Raw genomic sequence first — 15,174 nt, forward strand, 5'->3', positions numbered from 1 at the left:
TTTATGTATGTTTTCAAATCAAAAAATAGTCGCGGCCTTCGACCTGGCCCCGGCGCAGCGGGTTCCGTGTGCAATACGGCGCATAACCGGCATCGACGAAGCGGTACATCAGGTGTTCATCGCGCCCACCGGGAATGCCCAGGCGGGTGGTCTGGATGATCTGCGCTGGCGCCACCCCTACGTCTTCCACGTAGAGCAGTTCCTGGTCAAAGCGCTTGGCGTCCCACATCGGCACCTTCAAACCCAGCGCCTTGCACAGCAAGGTCTGGCCGGCGCACAGCTTTTGCGAGGGTCGTGGCCTGCCGCTGGCGTCCGGGTTATTCAGCAGCATCTGCGCCAGGCTGGCCGGGCCGGAGACTTCGTCGACCCACGGATAGGCTGATTTGATCAGCACCGCATTGCCCGGACCGTGGGCGCTGAAGTTCAGCGAATCACCGCCGCGGGCGTAGTACATATAGATGTGCCCGCCATCCAGAAACAAAGCCTTACGCTTTTCTGTGTAGCCCAAGGACGCGTGGCTGCCTTTTTCGGCGAGGTAATACGCTTCGGTTTCGATAATTCGTGCCGACAGCCACAAATCACCAACACGATGGCGAATGACTTTTCCGAGCAATTCGCGCGCGAGCAGTTGCGCGTCACGGTCGAAAAAGCCGTCGGGCAGGGCGTTGGCGGGGATCAGCGGCGAGAAACTGGACATGGCGATCAAAGGTAATACGGCTAAATGTGACAGGATGATAACAACTCCAGCCTTAATTCCCGCTGAACGTCGGGTTTTTACAGTTCATTTCGACCATCCGCCCCTCACCGCTGTCCGTAGGACGGCGTCACAGCTATAATCTGCCGCTTTCCTCTTTGCCAAGACCCCACCAGACCATGACTGAGTCCGTTCTTGACTACATGACCCGCCTGGGTCGCGCTGCCCGTCAGGCCTCGCGGTTGATCGCCCGTGCGAGCACTGCGCAGAAGAACCGCGCCTTGCTGGCAGCCGCCGACGCTCTGGATGCTTCGCGCTCCGAGCTGAGCGCCGCCAATGAACAGGATTTGGCCAACGGTCGCGCCAATGGCCTGGAGCCTGCATTGCTGGATCGCCTGGCGCTGACGCCGGCGCGGATCGACGACATGATCGAAGGCTTGCGTCAGGTGGCCAAGCTGCCTGACCCCATCGGTGAAATCCGCGACATGCGCTACCTGCCATCGGGTATCCAGGTGGGCAAGATGCGCGTGCCCCTGGGCGTGATCGGCATCATCTATGAGTCGCGCCCGAACGTGACCATCGACGCCGCAAGCCTGTGCCTCAAGTCGGGCAATGCCACCATCCTGCGGGGCGGTTCCGAGGCCATCAATTCCAACCGTGCCATCGCTGCGTGCATTCAGCAGGGCCTGGCCGTGGCCGAACTGCCGGCCGAAGTGGTGCAAGTGGTCGAGACCACTGACCGCGCTGCCGTTGGTGCGCTTATCACCATGCCTGAGTTCGTCGACGTGATCGTGCCACGGGGTGGCAAGAGCCTGATCGAACGCGTGAGCCGTGATGCCAAGGTGCCAGTTATCAAGCACCTGGACGGCGTCTGCCACGTGTTCATCGACATCGCCGCCGACCTCGACAAGGCGATCCGCATTGCCGACAACGCCAAGACTCACCGCTACGCCCCGTGCAACACCATGGAAACCCTGCTGGTGCACGTCGGCATTGCCGATCGCGTGCTGCCGCCGCTGGCTGCCATCTACCGCGACAAGGGCGTTGAACTGCGTGGTTGCGAGCGTACCCGGGCGATCCTCGGCAGCGACGTGATCGAGGCCACCGAGCAGGACTGGTACACCGAATACACGGCGCCGATCCTGTCGATCCGCATCGTCGACGGCCTGGACCAGGCCATCGAACACATCAATCAATACGGCTCCAAGCACACCGACGCCATTGTCACCGAGCATTTCAGTGATGCCCGGCGTTTCCTCAACGAAGTGGATTCCGCTTCGGTGATGGTCAACGCCTCGACGCGCTTTGCCGACGGCTTCGAGTACGGCCTGGGAGCGGAGATCGGTATCTCCACCGACAAGCTCCACGCACGCGGCCCGGTTGGCCTGGAAGGGCTGACCAGCGAGAAGTACGTGGTGTTCGGTGACGGTCATGTGCGCACTTGATGGGTAAACGCATCGGGCTGCTCGGCGGCACCTTCGACCCCGTGCACATCGGCCATTTGCGCAGTGCACTGGAAGTCGCGGACGCCCTCGGGCTGGATGAACTGCGCCTGGCACCGAATGCCCGGCCGCCGCATCGCGATACGCCGCAGGTGTCTGCGCAGCAGCGCCTGGAGATGGTCCGCCTTGCTGTGGCCGGCATTGCACCGCTGGTGGTGGACGACCGCGAACTCAAGCGCGACAAACCGTCCTACACTGTCGACACCCTGGAACTGATGCGGGCCGAGTTGGCCGCGGATGACCAGTTATTTCTACTTTTGGGCTGGGACGCGTTTTGCGGCCTGCCCACTTGGCATCGCTGGGAAGAGTTGCTCCAGCATTGCCACATCCTGGTGCTGCAACGCCCGGATGCCGACGCAGAATCGCCGGATGCCTTGCGCAACCTGCTGGCGGCGCGGTCGGTAAGTGACCCTTTGGCCCTGACCGGGCCGAGCGGGAATATTGCATTCGTCTGGCAAACCCCGCTTGCGGTGTCTGCCACCCAGATCCGTCAACTGCTGGCCAGCGGGAAGTCGGTACGTTTCCTGGTGCCTGACGCGGTCCTGGCCTACATCGATGCGCACGGGCTTTACCGTGCGTCGAACTGAAAAGGCGCGCTTGAACGCACGAACAGTCGTGCAGCGAGCGCCCGAACATACGAGCAAAACGAGTTTTATATGACGAACAAAGACGTAAGCAAAGTTAAGCGCAAAGGCACGTTCAAGAGCGCTCCTCTGCCAGTAGAAGCCCACACCGGCCCTGAGCTGGCCGGCGAAGAGCTGGTGAAGGTTGCCGTGGCTGCCCTGGAAGACGTGAAGGCCCAGGACATCCAGGTCCTGGACGTGCGCGACAAGCAGAGCATCACCGACTTCATGATCATCGCCACCGGTACCTCCAACCGCCAGATCGGCGCGATGCTGGACAAGGTTCGCGAAGCGGTCAAAGCCCAGGGCGTCAAGCCATTGGGTGAAGAAGGCAAGGGCGACAGCGACTGGGTACTGCTGGACATGGACGACGTGATCGTTCACATGATGACCAGCAACGCCCGTCAGTTCTACGACCTGGAGCGTCTGTGGAAAGGCGCCGAGCAGAGCCGTGCCGCCGATGGCAAGCACCACAGCCCTGAAGTCGGCCACGCGCACTTCGACAAGCTCAACAAAGACCAGGAATAAGGAACGGCTGTGCGCCTGCGTCTGATCGCTGTCGGTTCACGCATGCCCAAGTGGGTGGAAGAAGGCTGGCATGAATATGCCAAGCGCCTGCCATCCGAATTGGCGCTGGAACTGGTGGAAATACCGCTCAATACCCGGGGCAAGAACGCCGACGTGGCCCGCTTTATCCGTCAGGAAGGCGAAGCCATGCTGGCCAAGGTCGGGCCCAACGAGCGGATCGTGACCCTCGAAGTGCACGGCAAGCCTTGGAGCACCGAGCAGTTGGCGGTGGAACTGGATCGCTGGCGCCTGGATTCGCGCACGGTCAACTTCATGGTCGGCGGCCCCGAGGGGCTGGCGCCGGAAGTGTGCGCGCGTGCGGACCAGCGCTGGTCGCTGTCGCCCCTGACACTGCCGCACCCGCTGGTAAGAATTCTGATCGGTGAACAGCTGTATCGCGCCTGGACAGTTCTGTCCGGGCACCCTTACCACAAATAATCTGCGCCCTGCCTGATGACCCAGCCGATCCGCATCAAGGACCACGAGAAAGACGCACGTCTTGTACGCGCGCGGGTGGTGTTTGGCGCGATTTTGGTGGTGGCATTGCTGGGGGTGCTGATTGCGCGCCTGTATTTCCTGCAGGTGATCCAGTACGACTATCACTCCACATTGTCGGAAAACAACCGGGTGCACGTGCAGCCGATTCCGCCGACCCGTGGGCTGATTTTCGACCGCAATGGCGTGGTGGTAGCGGATAACCGGCCCAGCTTCAGCCTGAGCATGACCCGCGAACGCTCCGGCGACTGGCAGCAGATCCTCGATGTGATCGTCGAGGTGCTGCAACTGACGCCGGAAGACCGGGTGATTTTCGAAAAGCGCATGAAACAGGGGCGCCGGCCGTTTGAGCCGGTGCCGATCCTGTTCGAGCTGACCGAAGAGCAGATCGCCCGGATCGCGGTGAACCAGTTCCGGCTGCCGGGTGTGGAAGTGGTGGCGCAGTTGGTGCGGCACTACCCGCAAGGGGCGCACTTTGCGCATTCGGTCGGCTACATGGGCCGGATCAACGAGAAAGAGCTGAAGGCCCTCGACCCGGTCAACTACAGCGGCACCCACCATATCGGCAAGACCGGCATCGAGCGTTTCTACGAGCCGGAACTGCACGGCCAGGTGGGTTACGAGGAAGTCGAGACCAACGCCCGTGGCCGCGTGCTGCGGGTGCTCAAGCGTACCGACCCGGTGCCCGGCAAGGACATCGTGCTGAGCCTGGACATCAAGTTGCAGGAAGCGGCGGAGATGGCCCTGGGCGGGCGTCGGGGTGCCGTGGTGGCACTGGATCCGAGCACTGGCGAAGTGCTGGCGATGGTCAGCCAGCCAAGTTTTGACCCCAACCTGTTTGTCACCGGGATCAGCTTCAAGGCCTACGCCGAGCTGCGTGATTCCATCGACCGGCCGCTGTTCAACCGCGTATTGCGCGGCCTGTATCCGCCGGGCTCGACCATCAAGCCGGCGGTGGCGATTGCCGGCCTGGACTCGGGCGTGGTCACGGCGTCGAGCCGGGTGTTCGACCCCGGCTACTACATGCTGCCCAACTACGATCACAAATACCGTAACTGGAACCGCACCGGCGACGGCTATGTGGACCTGGATACGGCGATCATGCGTTCCAACGACACCTACTTCTATGACCTGGCCCACAAGCTGGGGATTGATCGGCTGTCGGCCTACATGGGCAAGTTCGGCCTTGGTCAGAAAGTCTCCCTGGACATGTTCGAAGAATCCCCTGGCCTGATGCCGTCCCGCGAGTGGAAGCGTGCGACCCGGCGCCAGGCTTGGTTCCCGGGCGAAACCCTGATCCTGGGGATCGGCCAGGGCTACATGCAGGCCACGCCGCTGCAACTGGCCCAGGCCACCGCGCTGGTGGCCAACAAAGGGGTGTGGAACCGCCCGCACCTGGCCAAGACCATCGAGGGCGAACGCCCGGTGGACGAAAACCCGATTCCCGACATTGTGCTGCGCGACCCGTCCGACTGGACCAAGGTCAACCACGGCATGCAGCAAGTGATGCACGGCGCCCGGGGTACCGCTCGTAAAGCGGCAGCCGGTGCGCAATACCGGATTGCCGGCAAGAGCGGTACGGCCCAGGTGGTCGCGATCAAGCAGGGCGAGAAATACGACCGCTCCAAGGTTCAGGAACGCCACCGTGACCACGCCTTGTTCGTCGGCTTTGCTCCGGCCGACAACCCGAAGATCGTCGTGGCGGTGATGGTCGAGAACGGTGAATCCGGTTCCGGCGTAGCAGCGCCCGTGGTGCGTCAGATCATGGATGCCTGGCTGTTGACCGAAGACGGCAAGCTCAAGCCCGAATATGGCGGCACCCCATCCAGTGTGGAGGCTACGGCCCGTGAAGAGTAATTTTGACCGCATCCTCTCCAGCGAGGATGTGATGCGCCGCCGCGCCACTTTGCTGCAGCGCATGCACATTGATGGCCCGTTGCTGATCCTGCTGCTGACCCTGGCCGCCGGCAGCCTGTTCGTGTTGTATTCGGCCAGTGGCAAGAACTGGGACTTGCTGATCAAACAGGCGTCGTCGTTTGGCCTGGGCCTGTTGTCGATGGTGGTGATCGCCCAGCTGGAGCCGCGTTTCATGGCGCGCTGGGTGCCGCTGGGGTATGTCGCCGGGGTGTTGCTGCTGGTGGTGGTGGATGTCATGGGCCACAACGCCATGGGTGCGACGCGCTGGATCAACATCCCGGGGGTGATTCGCTTCCAGCCGTCGGAATTCATGAAGATTTTGATGCCTGCGACCATCGCCTGGTACCTGTCAAAACGCACACTGCCGCCCCAGCTCAAGCACGTGGGCATCAGCCTGATATTGATCGGCGTGCCGTTCATCCTGATCGTGCGCCAGCCCGACCTCGGCACCTCGCTGCTGATCCTGGCGGGCGGCGCGTTCGTGCTGTTCATGGGGGGGCTGCGCTGGCGCTGGATCCTCAGCGTGCTGGCCGCGGCCGTGCCGGTGGCCGTGGCCATGTGGTTCTTCTTCATGCACGACTACCAGAAGCAGCGAATCCTCACGTTCCTCGACCCGGAGAGCGATCCGCTGGGCACCGGCTGGAACATCATCCAGTCCAAGGCGGCCATCGGTTCCGGCGGCGTATTCGGCAAGGGCTGGCTGCTGGGCACCCAGTCGCACCTGGACTTTTTGCCGGAAAGCCACACCGACTTCATTATCGCGGTGATGGGCGAGGAGTTCGGCCTGGTGGGCATCTGCGCACTGTTGCTGATTTACTTGCTGCTGATCGGGCGCGGCCTGGTGATTACTGCCCAGGCGCAAACCCTGTTTGGCAAATTGCTCGCCGGTAGCCTCACCATGACGTTTTTTGTTTACGTTTTCGTCAACATCGGTATGGTCAGTGGCCTGTTGCCGGTGGTTGGGGTGCCGTTGCCGTTCATTAGCTACGGCGGAACTTCGCTGGTGACATTGCTGTCAGCGTTTGGGGTTTTGATGTCGATCCATACCCATCGTAAGTGGATCGCACAGGTTTGAATAAGGTGAAGATGTCAATGCAAGTAATGCGCGGCTGGGCTGCCCGGCACGTGTCCTGGATGGGCCTGTTGGGCCTGCTGGGAGCCGCTGTGCAGGAAGCGCAGGCCGGCGACTACGACGGTTCGCCCCAGGTCGCCGAGTTTGTCGGTGAGATGACCCGTGACTATGGTTTCGCCGGTGAACAGCTGATGGGCGTGTTCCGCGAGGCCCAGCGCAAGCAGGCGATCCTCGACGCCATCTCCCGGCCCGCCGAGCGCGTGAAGCAGTGGAAGGAATATCGCCCGATGTTCCTGACCGACGCCCGCGTGGCGCGGGGCGTGGACTTCTGGCGCCAGCACGAAGCGGTGCTGGCCCGCGCCGAGCAGGAATACGGCGTACCGGCCCAGGTGATCGTGGCAATCATCGGCATCGAAACCTTCTACGGCCGCAACACCGGCAGCTACCGGGTGATCGACGCCTTGTCGACCCTGGGTTTTGACTACCCGCCACGCGCCGAATTCTTCCGCAAAGAGCTGCGCGAGTTCCTGTTGTTGGCCCGTGAAGAGCAGGTCGACCCGTTGACCCTCAAGGGCTCCTACGCCGGGGCCATGGGCTTGCCGCAGTTCATGCCGAGCAGCTTTCGCGCCTACGCCGTGGATTTTGACGGCGACGGCCATATCAATATCTGGAGCAACCCCGATGACGCTATCGGCAGCGTCGCCAGCTATTTCAAGCGTCACGGCTGGGTAGCCGGCGAGCCGGTGGTGATTCGCGCCGATGTGACCGGTGAGCGCGCCGATGAAGGCCTGACCCAGGGTATCGAGCCGGTCAAGACGGTCGGGGAGTTGCGGGCGCTGGGCTGGTCGAGTCAGAATGCGCCACGCGATGATATGCCGGTGACGGCGTTCCGCCTCGAAGGCGAAAATGGCCCCGAATACTGGATGGGCCTGAAGAATTTCTACGCAATCACGCGTTATAACCGCAGCGTGATGTACGCCATGGCCGTGCATCAACTGTCAGACATGCTGGTCCAAGCACGGGGCGTCAAGTAATGCCGGTATCACCGATGTACAAACCCCTGAAGCTGTTGGCGTACGCCGCATTGTCGTTATTGGTGGTCAGTTGCTCCACCAGTCGTGCACCGGTGCAAAAAACCGCTGGCACGGCGATCCGCTCCCAGCCGGGGCTGGATATCAACCGCGCCCACAAAGACGGCGCGCCGTGGTGGGATGTGGATGTTTCGAAGATCCCGGATGCCACGCCGACCCTGCACACCGGCCCTTACAAGGCCAACCCCTATACCGTGCTGGGCAAAAACTACTTCCCGCTGCAAGACTCCAAGACCTACGTGCAATCAGGTACGGCGTCCTGGTACGGGACCAAGTTCCACGGCCAGAACACCGCCAACGGCGAAGTCTATGACCTGTACGGCATGAGCGCGGCGCACAAGACCCTGCCGCTGCCCAGCTATGTACGCGTGACCAACCTGGACAACAACCGCTCGGTAATCCTGCGGGTCAATGACCGTGGGCCGTTCTATTCGGACCGGATCATCGACTTGTCCTACGCCGCCGCCAAGAAACTCGGGTATGCCGAAATCGGCACCGCCCGGGTGAAGGTCGAAGGTATCGACCCGGCCCAGTACTGGGCCCAGCGTGGCAAGCCGGCGCCGTTGATGCTCAACGAACCGCAAACCCCGCAACCGCAAGTCACGGCCTCGGCCGGCAAGATCGAACAGTGGACCCCGCCGCCGGCGCAGCACGCCCCGGACACGGTGGTCATTCCGCATGCAGCACCGGGAGCCTCTACCGTGGGCGGCCAGTACCTGCAAGTCGGCGCTTTCGCCAACCCGGACGCGGCAGAGCTGCTAAGGTCCAAGCTCAGCGGGATGGTCAGCGCGCCAGTCTTTATCAGCTCTATTGTGCGTAACCAGCAGACCCTGCACCGTGTGCGCATGGGGCCGATCGGCTCGCCGAGTGAAGTTGCGCAAGTGCAGAACAGCGTGCGCCTGGCCAACCTGGGGCAACCCAGCGTGGTCACCGCCGAGTAAGCAGTACAAAGGATTGATGGCTCAGGCTCGCATGCGGGTTTGAGCCCTGGTTGTTGGCTCGTTGAACAATAAAAACCCAGGGGCAAGGGGTGGGCATGCAACCGAACACGCGACAGTCTGGCGACGGGCTGTCTGAATAGTTTTGCCCGCGAGGGCAAGTTTCCATAAGCAATTTCGAGAGACGGATGAACATCACCACCTTAGCCAAACGCACGTGCCTGCTTCTTTCGCTGATCATCACCCCGGCCGCCTGGGCGGTTGAAATGGTGCCAGCTTCCCCGCAACTGGCTGCCAAGGCCTGGGTCCTGATGGACGCCGCCAGCGGCAACGTGCTGGTGGAGAACAACGGTGACCAGCGCCTGCCCCCAGCCAGCCTGACCAAGCTGATGACCGCCTACATCGCGACCCTGGAAATCCGTCGCGGCCAGATCGGCGAAAACGATCCGGTGACCGTCAGCGAAAACGCCTGGCGCACCGGCGGTTCGCGGATGTTCATCAAGGTCGGCTCGCAAGTGACCGTCAGCGACCTGCTGCACGGCATCATCATCCAGTCGGGTAACGACGCCAGCGTAGCCCTGTCCGAGCACATCGCCGGCAGCGAAGATGCGTTCGCCGACATGATGAACAAAACCGTGGCCGACCTGGGCATGACCAACAGCCACTTCATGAACCCGACCGGCCTGCCGAACCCTGAGCACTACTCGTCGGCTCACGACATGGCGATCCTGGCTCGCGCGATCATTCGTGTCGACCCGGTGCACTACGCGATCTACTCCCAGAAAGAGTTCTTCTGGAACAACATCAAGCAGCCTAACCGCAACCTGTTGCTGTGGCGTGACAAGACCGTCGATGGCCTGAAAACCGGCCACACCGAAGAAGCCGGCTACTGCATGGTGTCGTCCGCTGTCCGTGACGGCCAGCGCCTGATTGCCGTGGTATTCGGTACCAACAGCGAGCAGGCCCGTGCGGCCGAGACGCAAAAGCTGCTGACCTATGGCTTCCGTTTCTTCGAAACCCAGACCTTCTACCAGAAAGGCACCGAGCTGGCTCAGGCCCCTGTGTGGAAAGGCGCGACCCATCAAGTCAAGGCCGGCCTGGCTGAAGACCTGACCCTGACCATGCCTAAAGGCCAGCTCAAGAAGCTGGTTGCCAGCATGACCATGAACCCGCAACTGGTCGCACCGATCGCCAAGGGCGATGTGATTGGTAAAGTCGAAGTGAAGCTGGACGACAAGGTGGTGCACAGCGCCGATCTGATCGCTCTGGACGCCGTCGACGAAGGTGGTATCTTCCGACGCGTGTGGGATAGCATCCGTCTATTCTTCTACAGCTTGTTCAACTGATAGTGTGCACCTGCATGACCCCGCGCTGATCCGGCGCGGGGTTATGCCCGTCGCCACGGCTTACGCTTACGAGGCCGTTACGCCATGACCGATACCGAAGTAAAGGCGCCAAAGATCGAATTCCCAAACGTGGACTATCCCGTCAAGGTGATCAGCGATACGGGCGTGGGCAACAAGGACAAGATCATCGAGATCGTCAAGAAACACGCAACGATCAACCATGACCGTGTGGATGAGCGTCAAAGCACCAACGGCAAGTACACCACTATTCAGTTGCACATCGTGGCGACTGACCAGGACCAGCTCTACAACATCAACAGCGAACTGCGGGCTACCGGCTTCGTGCACATGGTGTTGTGATGTCACAGACCCTGGGCTTTCGCGAGCTCGGCCAAATGGCTTACGAACCGGTGTGGCACGCCATGCAGCGGTTCACCAACGAGCGCGGCACCGAAGCCCCGGATGAAATCTGGCTGGTGGAGCACCCGCCGGTTTTCACCCAGGGCCAGGCCGGCAAGGCCGAGCATTTGCTGCTGCCGGGAGAAATCCCGGTGGTGCAGGTCGACCGCGGCGGGCAGGTGACTTACCATGGCCCAGGTCAATTGGTGGCTTATCTGTTGCTGGACGTGCGCAGGCTGGGTTTTGGCGTACGTGAGCTGGTCAGTCGCATGGAGTCATGCCTGATCGAGCTGCTGGCCAGCTACGGTGTGACCGCCGCGGCCAAGCCGGATGCACCGGGGGTTTATGTTGATGGCGCGAAAATCGCCTCCCTGGGCTTGCGGATTCGCCACGGTTGTTCCTTTCATGGCCTGGCCTTGAATGTGGACATGGACCTGGCGCCGTTTCGACGGATCAATCCCTGCGGCTACGCCGGTTTGGCGATGACCCAGTTGAGCGATCACGCAACACCACTAGAATTTGCCGAGGTAAGTGCCCGGCTGCGCGCGCAGCTCGTCAAACACCTCGACTATGCTGAGCAGACGACCCTAACGGGCGGAATCGACTGATTATGACTACTGATGCAGTGCAAACCATGATCCCGACGCTGGATGTTACCGAGCGTCCGGCCCCGCGTGCCAAGGTAGAAGCCGGCGTCAAGCTGCGCGGCGCCGAGAAGGTTGCACGCATCCCGGTGAAGATCATTCCGACCACCGAACTGCCGAAAAAGCCTGACTGGATTCGCGTGCGTATCCCGGTTTCGCCGGAAGTCGACCGCATCAAGGCCCTGCTGCGCAAACACAAGCTGCACAGCGTGTGCGAAGAGGCGTCCTGCCCGAACCTGGGCGAGTGCTTCTCCGGTGGCACCGCGACCTTCATGATCATGGGTGACATCTGCACCCGTCGTTGCCCGTTCTGCGACGTTGGCCACGGCCGGCCGAAGCCACTGGACGTCAACGAGCCGGAAAGCCTGGCCATCGCCATCGCCGACCTGAAACTCAAGTATGTCGTGATTACCTCGGTAGACCGCGACGACCTGCGTGACGGCGGTGCCCAGCACTTTGCCGACTGTATCCGCGAGATCCGCAAGCTGTCGCCGAACGTGATGCTCGAGACCCTGGTGCCGGACTACCGTGGCCGTATGGACGTGGCGCTGGAAATCACTGCCGCCGAGCCGCCTGACGTGTTCAACCACAACCTGGAAACCGTGCCGCGCCTGTACAAGGCTGCGCGTCCGGGTTCGGACTACCAGTGGTCGCTGACCCTGCTGCAGAAATTCAAGCAGATGATGCCGCACATTCCGACCAAATCCGGCCTGATGCTGGGCCTGGGCGAAACCGACGAAGAAGTCATCGAAGTCATGAAGCGCATGCGCGAACACGACATCGACATGCTGACCCTCGGCCAGTACCTGCAGCCGTCCCGCAGCCACTTGCCGGTACAGCGTTTCGTGCACCCGGATGTGTTCGCCTGGTTTGCCGAAGAAGGCTACAAGATGGGCTTCAAGAACGTCGCTTCCGGCCCGCTGGTACGTTCCTCGTACCACGCCGACGAGCAGGCGAAACTGGTCAAGGCCAGCCTGGTGTCCTGATACGCGGAACGCCGGACACTGCAGGACCCATGTGGGAGCCGGCTTGAGTGGGAGCGGGCTTGTTCGCGAATGCGTTGGATCAGTTGACCTGTCCGGTGACTGACTGACCGTCTTCGCGAGCAAGCCCGCTCCCACCCAGGCCCGCTCCCACATTTGCTACTGACTCTTCCTCTTCTGTTTGCAACCATTGCTGTTTAGAGTGCCTTGGGCAATCCACACGAGGAGAACCATGGATGACGACTCAATTGACCACTTGTGCGGTACCTGCGCTGCGCGCCGAAGGCGTGATCGGGCTGATTGCCCCTGCCGGGCCGGCCGAGCTGGATATCGACACGGCCACGCAATGGATGCGCGCCCGAGGCTACACACTGCGGATCTTTCCGGGCGTGAGCCAGCGTGATGGCTATCTGGCCGGCAGTGATGAGGTACGCCTTGATGACCTGCACGCGGCGTTCGCCGATTCGACCATCGACGCAATTTTCTGCCTGCGCGGCGGCTACGGCACGCCACGCCTGCTGGACCGCCTGGACTTTGACCTGCTCCGGGCCAACCCCAAGCCATTCGTAGGCTACAGCGATATCACCGCCCTGCACCTGGCGATCAACCGGTATGCCGGTTTCGTCACCTTCCATGGTCCGATGTTCAACGCTGACCTGTTAGGTGAAAAGCAACAGCCTACCGAGTCGTCGCTGTTCAGCATGCTGCGTGGGCAAGTGAAGGCCGGCAGCCAGCTGGTTCACCCTGTGGCCTACCCGCTGACCACCGTCGAGCCAGGCATCGCCTGTGGGCGGCTGCTGGGCGGCAATCTATCGATGATCGCAGCAGTGATGGGCACGGATTACGAGATTGATGCCGAGGGCATCATTCTGTTTATCGAAGATGTGAACGAGCCGTTGTACCGCATTGACCGGTTGCTCACCCATTTGCGCCTGGCGGGCAAGCTGGCCCAGGTGGCGGGCGTGGTGGTGGGGGATGTGGCTGGGGTTGATAGCCTTGCGCTTGAGCGCTTGCTGAAGCAGACCTTCGAGCCGTTGTGCATTCCTGTGCTGTCCGGCTGGCGCAGCGGGCACTGCAACCCGAACCTGACCTTGCCGTTGGGCGCCAGGGTGCGGCTGGATGCGGGGGAGAAGCGGTTGGTGTTGGAGCAGGATGTGGTGTTTAAGGCCTGAACTTTGTAGCGCCGATAAAGGCCTATTCGCGAGCAAGCCCGCTCCCACATTTCGATCGCGTTCCTTCAGGAAGTGCACGGTCAAAATGTGGGAGCGGGCTTGCTCGCGAATGCGGTAGCAGCCATACGCCGATCTATCGGCTTTGCAGCGACTCCAGCAACTTCACCGTCGGATACCCATCCGCCGGCCAGCCCAGGGACTGCTGCGCGGCACGAATCGCCTTGCGGGTATTTGCACCGATGATCCCGTCCGGGTTGCCTGCGTCGTAACCATTGGCACTGAGCACCGTCTGCAAGTCAATTCGCTGCGAGCGAGTCAACGGCAGCTCATCTTTCGGCCAGCTCCCACGAATCAAGCCACCGCCCCCGAAGCGTTCCGACAACAAGCCAACTGCCAACGCGTAGGACGACGAGTTGTTGTACTTGAGGATCGCGCGGAAGTTATCCAGCACCAGGAACGCCGGGCCACGATAGCCGGCCGGCAGCAACAGGGCGGCGGAAAGCTGGTCGACGTTGGCCGGGACACTGGCGCCCGGCGGCACCTGGATTCCCAGTTTCAGCCACTCGCCAACGGTCTTGCGTACGCTGCCATCGGCCAGGGCGTAATCAAAATTCAACGGCAGTTGCTGCACCTCGAAGCCCCAGGGCTGGCCTTTCTGCCAGCCGGAGCTTTGCAGGTAGTGCGCGGTGGAGGCGAGGGCGTCGGCCGGGCTGTTCCAGATATCGCGGCGGCCGTCACCATCGAAGTCTACGGCGTGGGTGTTATAGGTGGTCGGGATGAACTGGGTCTGGCCCATGGCCCCGGCCCAGGAGCCTTTCATCTGGTCGGCGGCGATATCGCCATGCTGGATGATTTGCAGCGCCGCCAGCAGCTGCGCCTGGGCGAAGGCCGGGCGACGGCCTTCATAGGCCAGGGTCGCCAGTGAGCGGATCACCGAGTTGTTGCCTTGGAATTGGCCGAAGTTACTCTCCATGCCCCACACCGAGACCAGCGCCTGGCGGTCGACGCCGTAACGGTCCTCAATGCGTTGCAGAATGTCGGCGTACTTCACCAGCAGCGACTGGCCATTGCGCACCCGCAGCGGCGACAGCGCGCCATCGAGGTATTCCCATACCGGCCGGGAGAACTCCGGCTGGCTGCGGTCGGCGCGGATCACCGCCATGTCGGGTACGACATTGGCAAAGGCCGTGTCGAAAACCTGCGGCGTGATACCGGCCTTCAAGGCTTCCACGCGAAACCCCGCCTGCCATTCGGCAAAGGTCTGGGTCGGCTGGATATCAAGATTGTCTGCCACCAGTGGCGCAACGACGGCAGGCGCAGCTACCGGTGCAGTCTGGAGCGGGGGCAGGGGTTGGGCATCGGCAGCGGTGGGTTTTTCCGCGCAGGCGACTAACAGAATGAGGCTGGAGGCAGCGATCAGTTGGCGAAGGTGCCAACGACGGGAAAGACTAGAGGGCATGCACAGGTCCAGGGAATACGAATCAGGTACAGACCTTATCATGCCGGAGGGGCGCTTGCCTTCAGGCAGCCAGAAAGTAAGAAGCCTCCCAGCTATTAGACTGGAAGGCTTCGCGGCGGTAGCTGCCTTTGCCTTTGCCGGCTCGTTCCTGGCGACTGCGGAACAACGGCTGGGCGATGATGGATTTGGCCTTGTTGGGGCCATGCTTGGATGGCTTTTTGCTCATGATGGGTACTCTCTGGCAGGTTGATGATGCGGTGCGAATCATCTGC

Annotated in this window: 16 protein-coding genes; 13 read left to right on the forward strand and 3 right to left on the reverse strand. The window is 61.8% G+C overall.

The window, feature by feature from the left end; all coding sequences use genetic code 11:
* Positions 1 to 13 precede the first annotated feature (13 nt).
* Positions 14 to 697: a DNA-3-methyladenine glycosylase gene (locus HX824_RS27490; RefSeq protein ID WP_177055623.1), complete on the reverse strand. Its 684-nt coding sequence runs from the start codon at positions 695 to 697 to the stop codon at positions 14 to 16.
* A 176-nt stretch (positions 698 to 873) separates the two neighbouring features.
* On the opposite strand from HX824_RS27490, the gene HX824_RS27495 reads away from it, so the two are divergent.
* The 13 genes from HX824_RS27495 (at position 874) to HX824_RS27555 (ending at position 13,443) form a co-directional block, all read left to right on the forward strand.
* A complete protein-coding gene (locus HX824_RS27495) occupies positions 874 to 2,139 on the forward strand; it encodes a glutamate-5-semialdehyde dehydrogenase (protein WP_177055625.1) in 1,266 nt (421 codons plus the stop codon).
* Complete coding sequence (nadD, locus tag HX824_RS27500) at positions 2,139 to 2,783, forward strand: nicotinate-nucleotide adenylyltransferase (protein ID WP_003215431.1); 645 nt, start codon at positions 2,139 to 2,141, stop codon at positions 2,781 to 2,783. The genes HX824_RS27495 and nadD overlap by 1 nt, the downstream gene beginning before the upstream one ends.
* A 69-nt stretch (positions 2,784 to 2,852) precedes the next feature.
* Complete coding sequence (gene rsfS, locus HX824_RS27505; RefSeq protein ID WP_003215432.1) at positions 2,853 to 3,347, forward strand: ribosome silencing factor; 495 nt, start codon at positions 2,853 to 2,855, stop codon at positions 3,345 to 3,347.
* 9 nt (positions 3,348 to 3,356) lie between these two features.
* Positions 3,357 to 3,824 carry a 23S rRNA (pseudouridine(1915)-N(3))-methyltransferase RlmH gene (gene rlmH / locus HX824_RS27510; RefSeq protein WP_003185785.1) on the forward strand — a complete coding sequence of 156 codons (468 nt, stop codon included), beginning with the start codon at positions 3,357 to 3,359 and terminating at the stop codon, positions 3,822 to 3,824.
* Between the two features lie 15 nt (positions 3,825 to 3,839).
* A complete protein-coding gene (gene mrdA / locus HX824_RS27515; protein WP_177055626.1) occupies positions 3,840 to 5,738 on the forward strand; it encodes a penicillin-binding protein 2 in 1,899 nt (632 codons plus the stop codon).
* Positions 5,739 to 5,769: 31 nt separating this feature from the next.
* Positions 5,770 to 6,873, forward strand: coding sequence for a rod shape-determining protein RodA (gene rodA / locus HX824_RS27520; RefSeq protein WP_050442794.1), 1,104 nt, complete (start codon positions 5,770 to 5,772; stop codon positions 6,871 to 6,873).
* A gap of 17 nt (positions 6,874 to 6,890) precedes the next feature.
* Positions 6,891 to 7,904: a lytic murein transglycosylase B gene (mltB, locus tag HX824_RS27525; protein ID WP_003215435.1), complete on the forward strand. Its 1,014-nt coding sequence runs from the start codon at positions 6,891 to 6,893 to the stop codon at positions 7,902 to 7,904.
* Complete coding sequence (locus tag HX824_RS27530; protein WP_003215436.1) at positions 7,904 to 8,902, forward strand: septal ring lytic transglycosylase RlpA family protein; 999 nt, start codon at positions 7,904 to 7,906, stop codon at positions 8,900 to 8,902. The genes mltB and HX824_RS27530 overlap by 1 nt, the downstream gene beginning before the upstream one ends.
* Before the next feature lie 185 nt (positions 8,903 to 9,087).
* A complete protein-coding gene (locus tag HX824_RS27535) occupies positions 9,088 to 10,245 on the forward strand; it encodes a D-alanyl-D-alanine carboxypeptidase family protein (RefSeq protein ID WP_003215437.1) in 1,158 nt (385 codons plus the stop codon).
* Positions 10,246 to 10,329: 84 nt separating this feature from the next.
* The gene (locus tag HX824_RS27540; RefSeq protein WP_003215438.1) at positions 10,330 to 10,605 is read left to right on the forward strand and encodes a DUF493 domain-containing protein; all 276 of its coding nucleotides are present in this window, start codon (positions 10,330 to 10,332) and stop codon (positions 10,603 to 10,605) included.
* A complete protein-coding gene (lipB, locus tag HX824_RS27545) occupies positions 10,605 to 11,252 on the forward strand; it encodes a lipoyl(octanoyl) transferase LipB (protein ID WP_003215439.1) in 648 nt (215 codons plus the stop codon). The genes HX824_RS27540 and lipB overlap by 1 nt, the downstream gene beginning before the upstream one ends.
* A gap of 2 nt (positions 11,253 to 11,254) precedes the next feature.
* Positions 11,255 to 12,274 carry a lipoyl synthase gene (lipA, locus tag HX824_RS27550; protein WP_003215441.1) on the forward strand — a complete coding sequence of 340 codons (1,020 nt, stop codon included), beginning with the start codon at positions 11,255 to 11,257 and terminating at the stop codon, positions 12,272 to 12,274.
* A 233-nt stretch (positions 12,275 to 12,507) separates the two neighbouring features.
* Positions 12,508 to 13,443, forward strand: coding sequence for an LD-carboxypeptidase (locus HX824_RS27555; protein ID WP_177055628.1), 936 nt, complete (start codon positions 12,508 to 12,510; stop codon positions 13,441 to 13,443).
* A 133-nt stretch (positions 13,444 to 13,576) separates the two neighbouring features.
* On the opposite strand, the gene HX824_RS27560 is transcribed toward HX824_RS27555, so the two are convergent.
* Together HX824_RS27560 and arfA are read right to left on the reverse strand one after the other, a co-directional pair.
* The gene (locus tag HX824_RS27560) at positions 13,577 to 14,902 is read right to left on the reverse strand and encodes a lytic murein transglycosylase (RefSeq protein WP_003215443.1); all 1,326 of its coding nucleotides are present in this window, start codon (positions 14,900 to 14,902) and stop codon (positions 13,577 to 13,579) included.
* A 61-nt stretch (positions 14,903 to 14,963) separates the two neighbouring features.
* On the reverse strand, positions 14,964 to 15,128 hold the full coding sequence (arfA, locus tag HX824_RS27565) for an alternative ribosome rescue factor ArfA (RefSeq protein WP_003176285.1): 165 nt from the start codon (positions 15,126 to 15,128) through the stop codon (positions 14,964 to 14,966).
* Between the last annotated feature and the right edge of the window lie 46 nt (positions 15,129 to 15,174).

This window comes from Pseudomonas sp. D4002, from assembly GCF_013385665.1.
Classification (GTDB): Bacteria; Pseudomonadota; Gammaproteobacteria; order Pseudomonadales; family Pseudomonadaceae; genus Aquipseudomonas.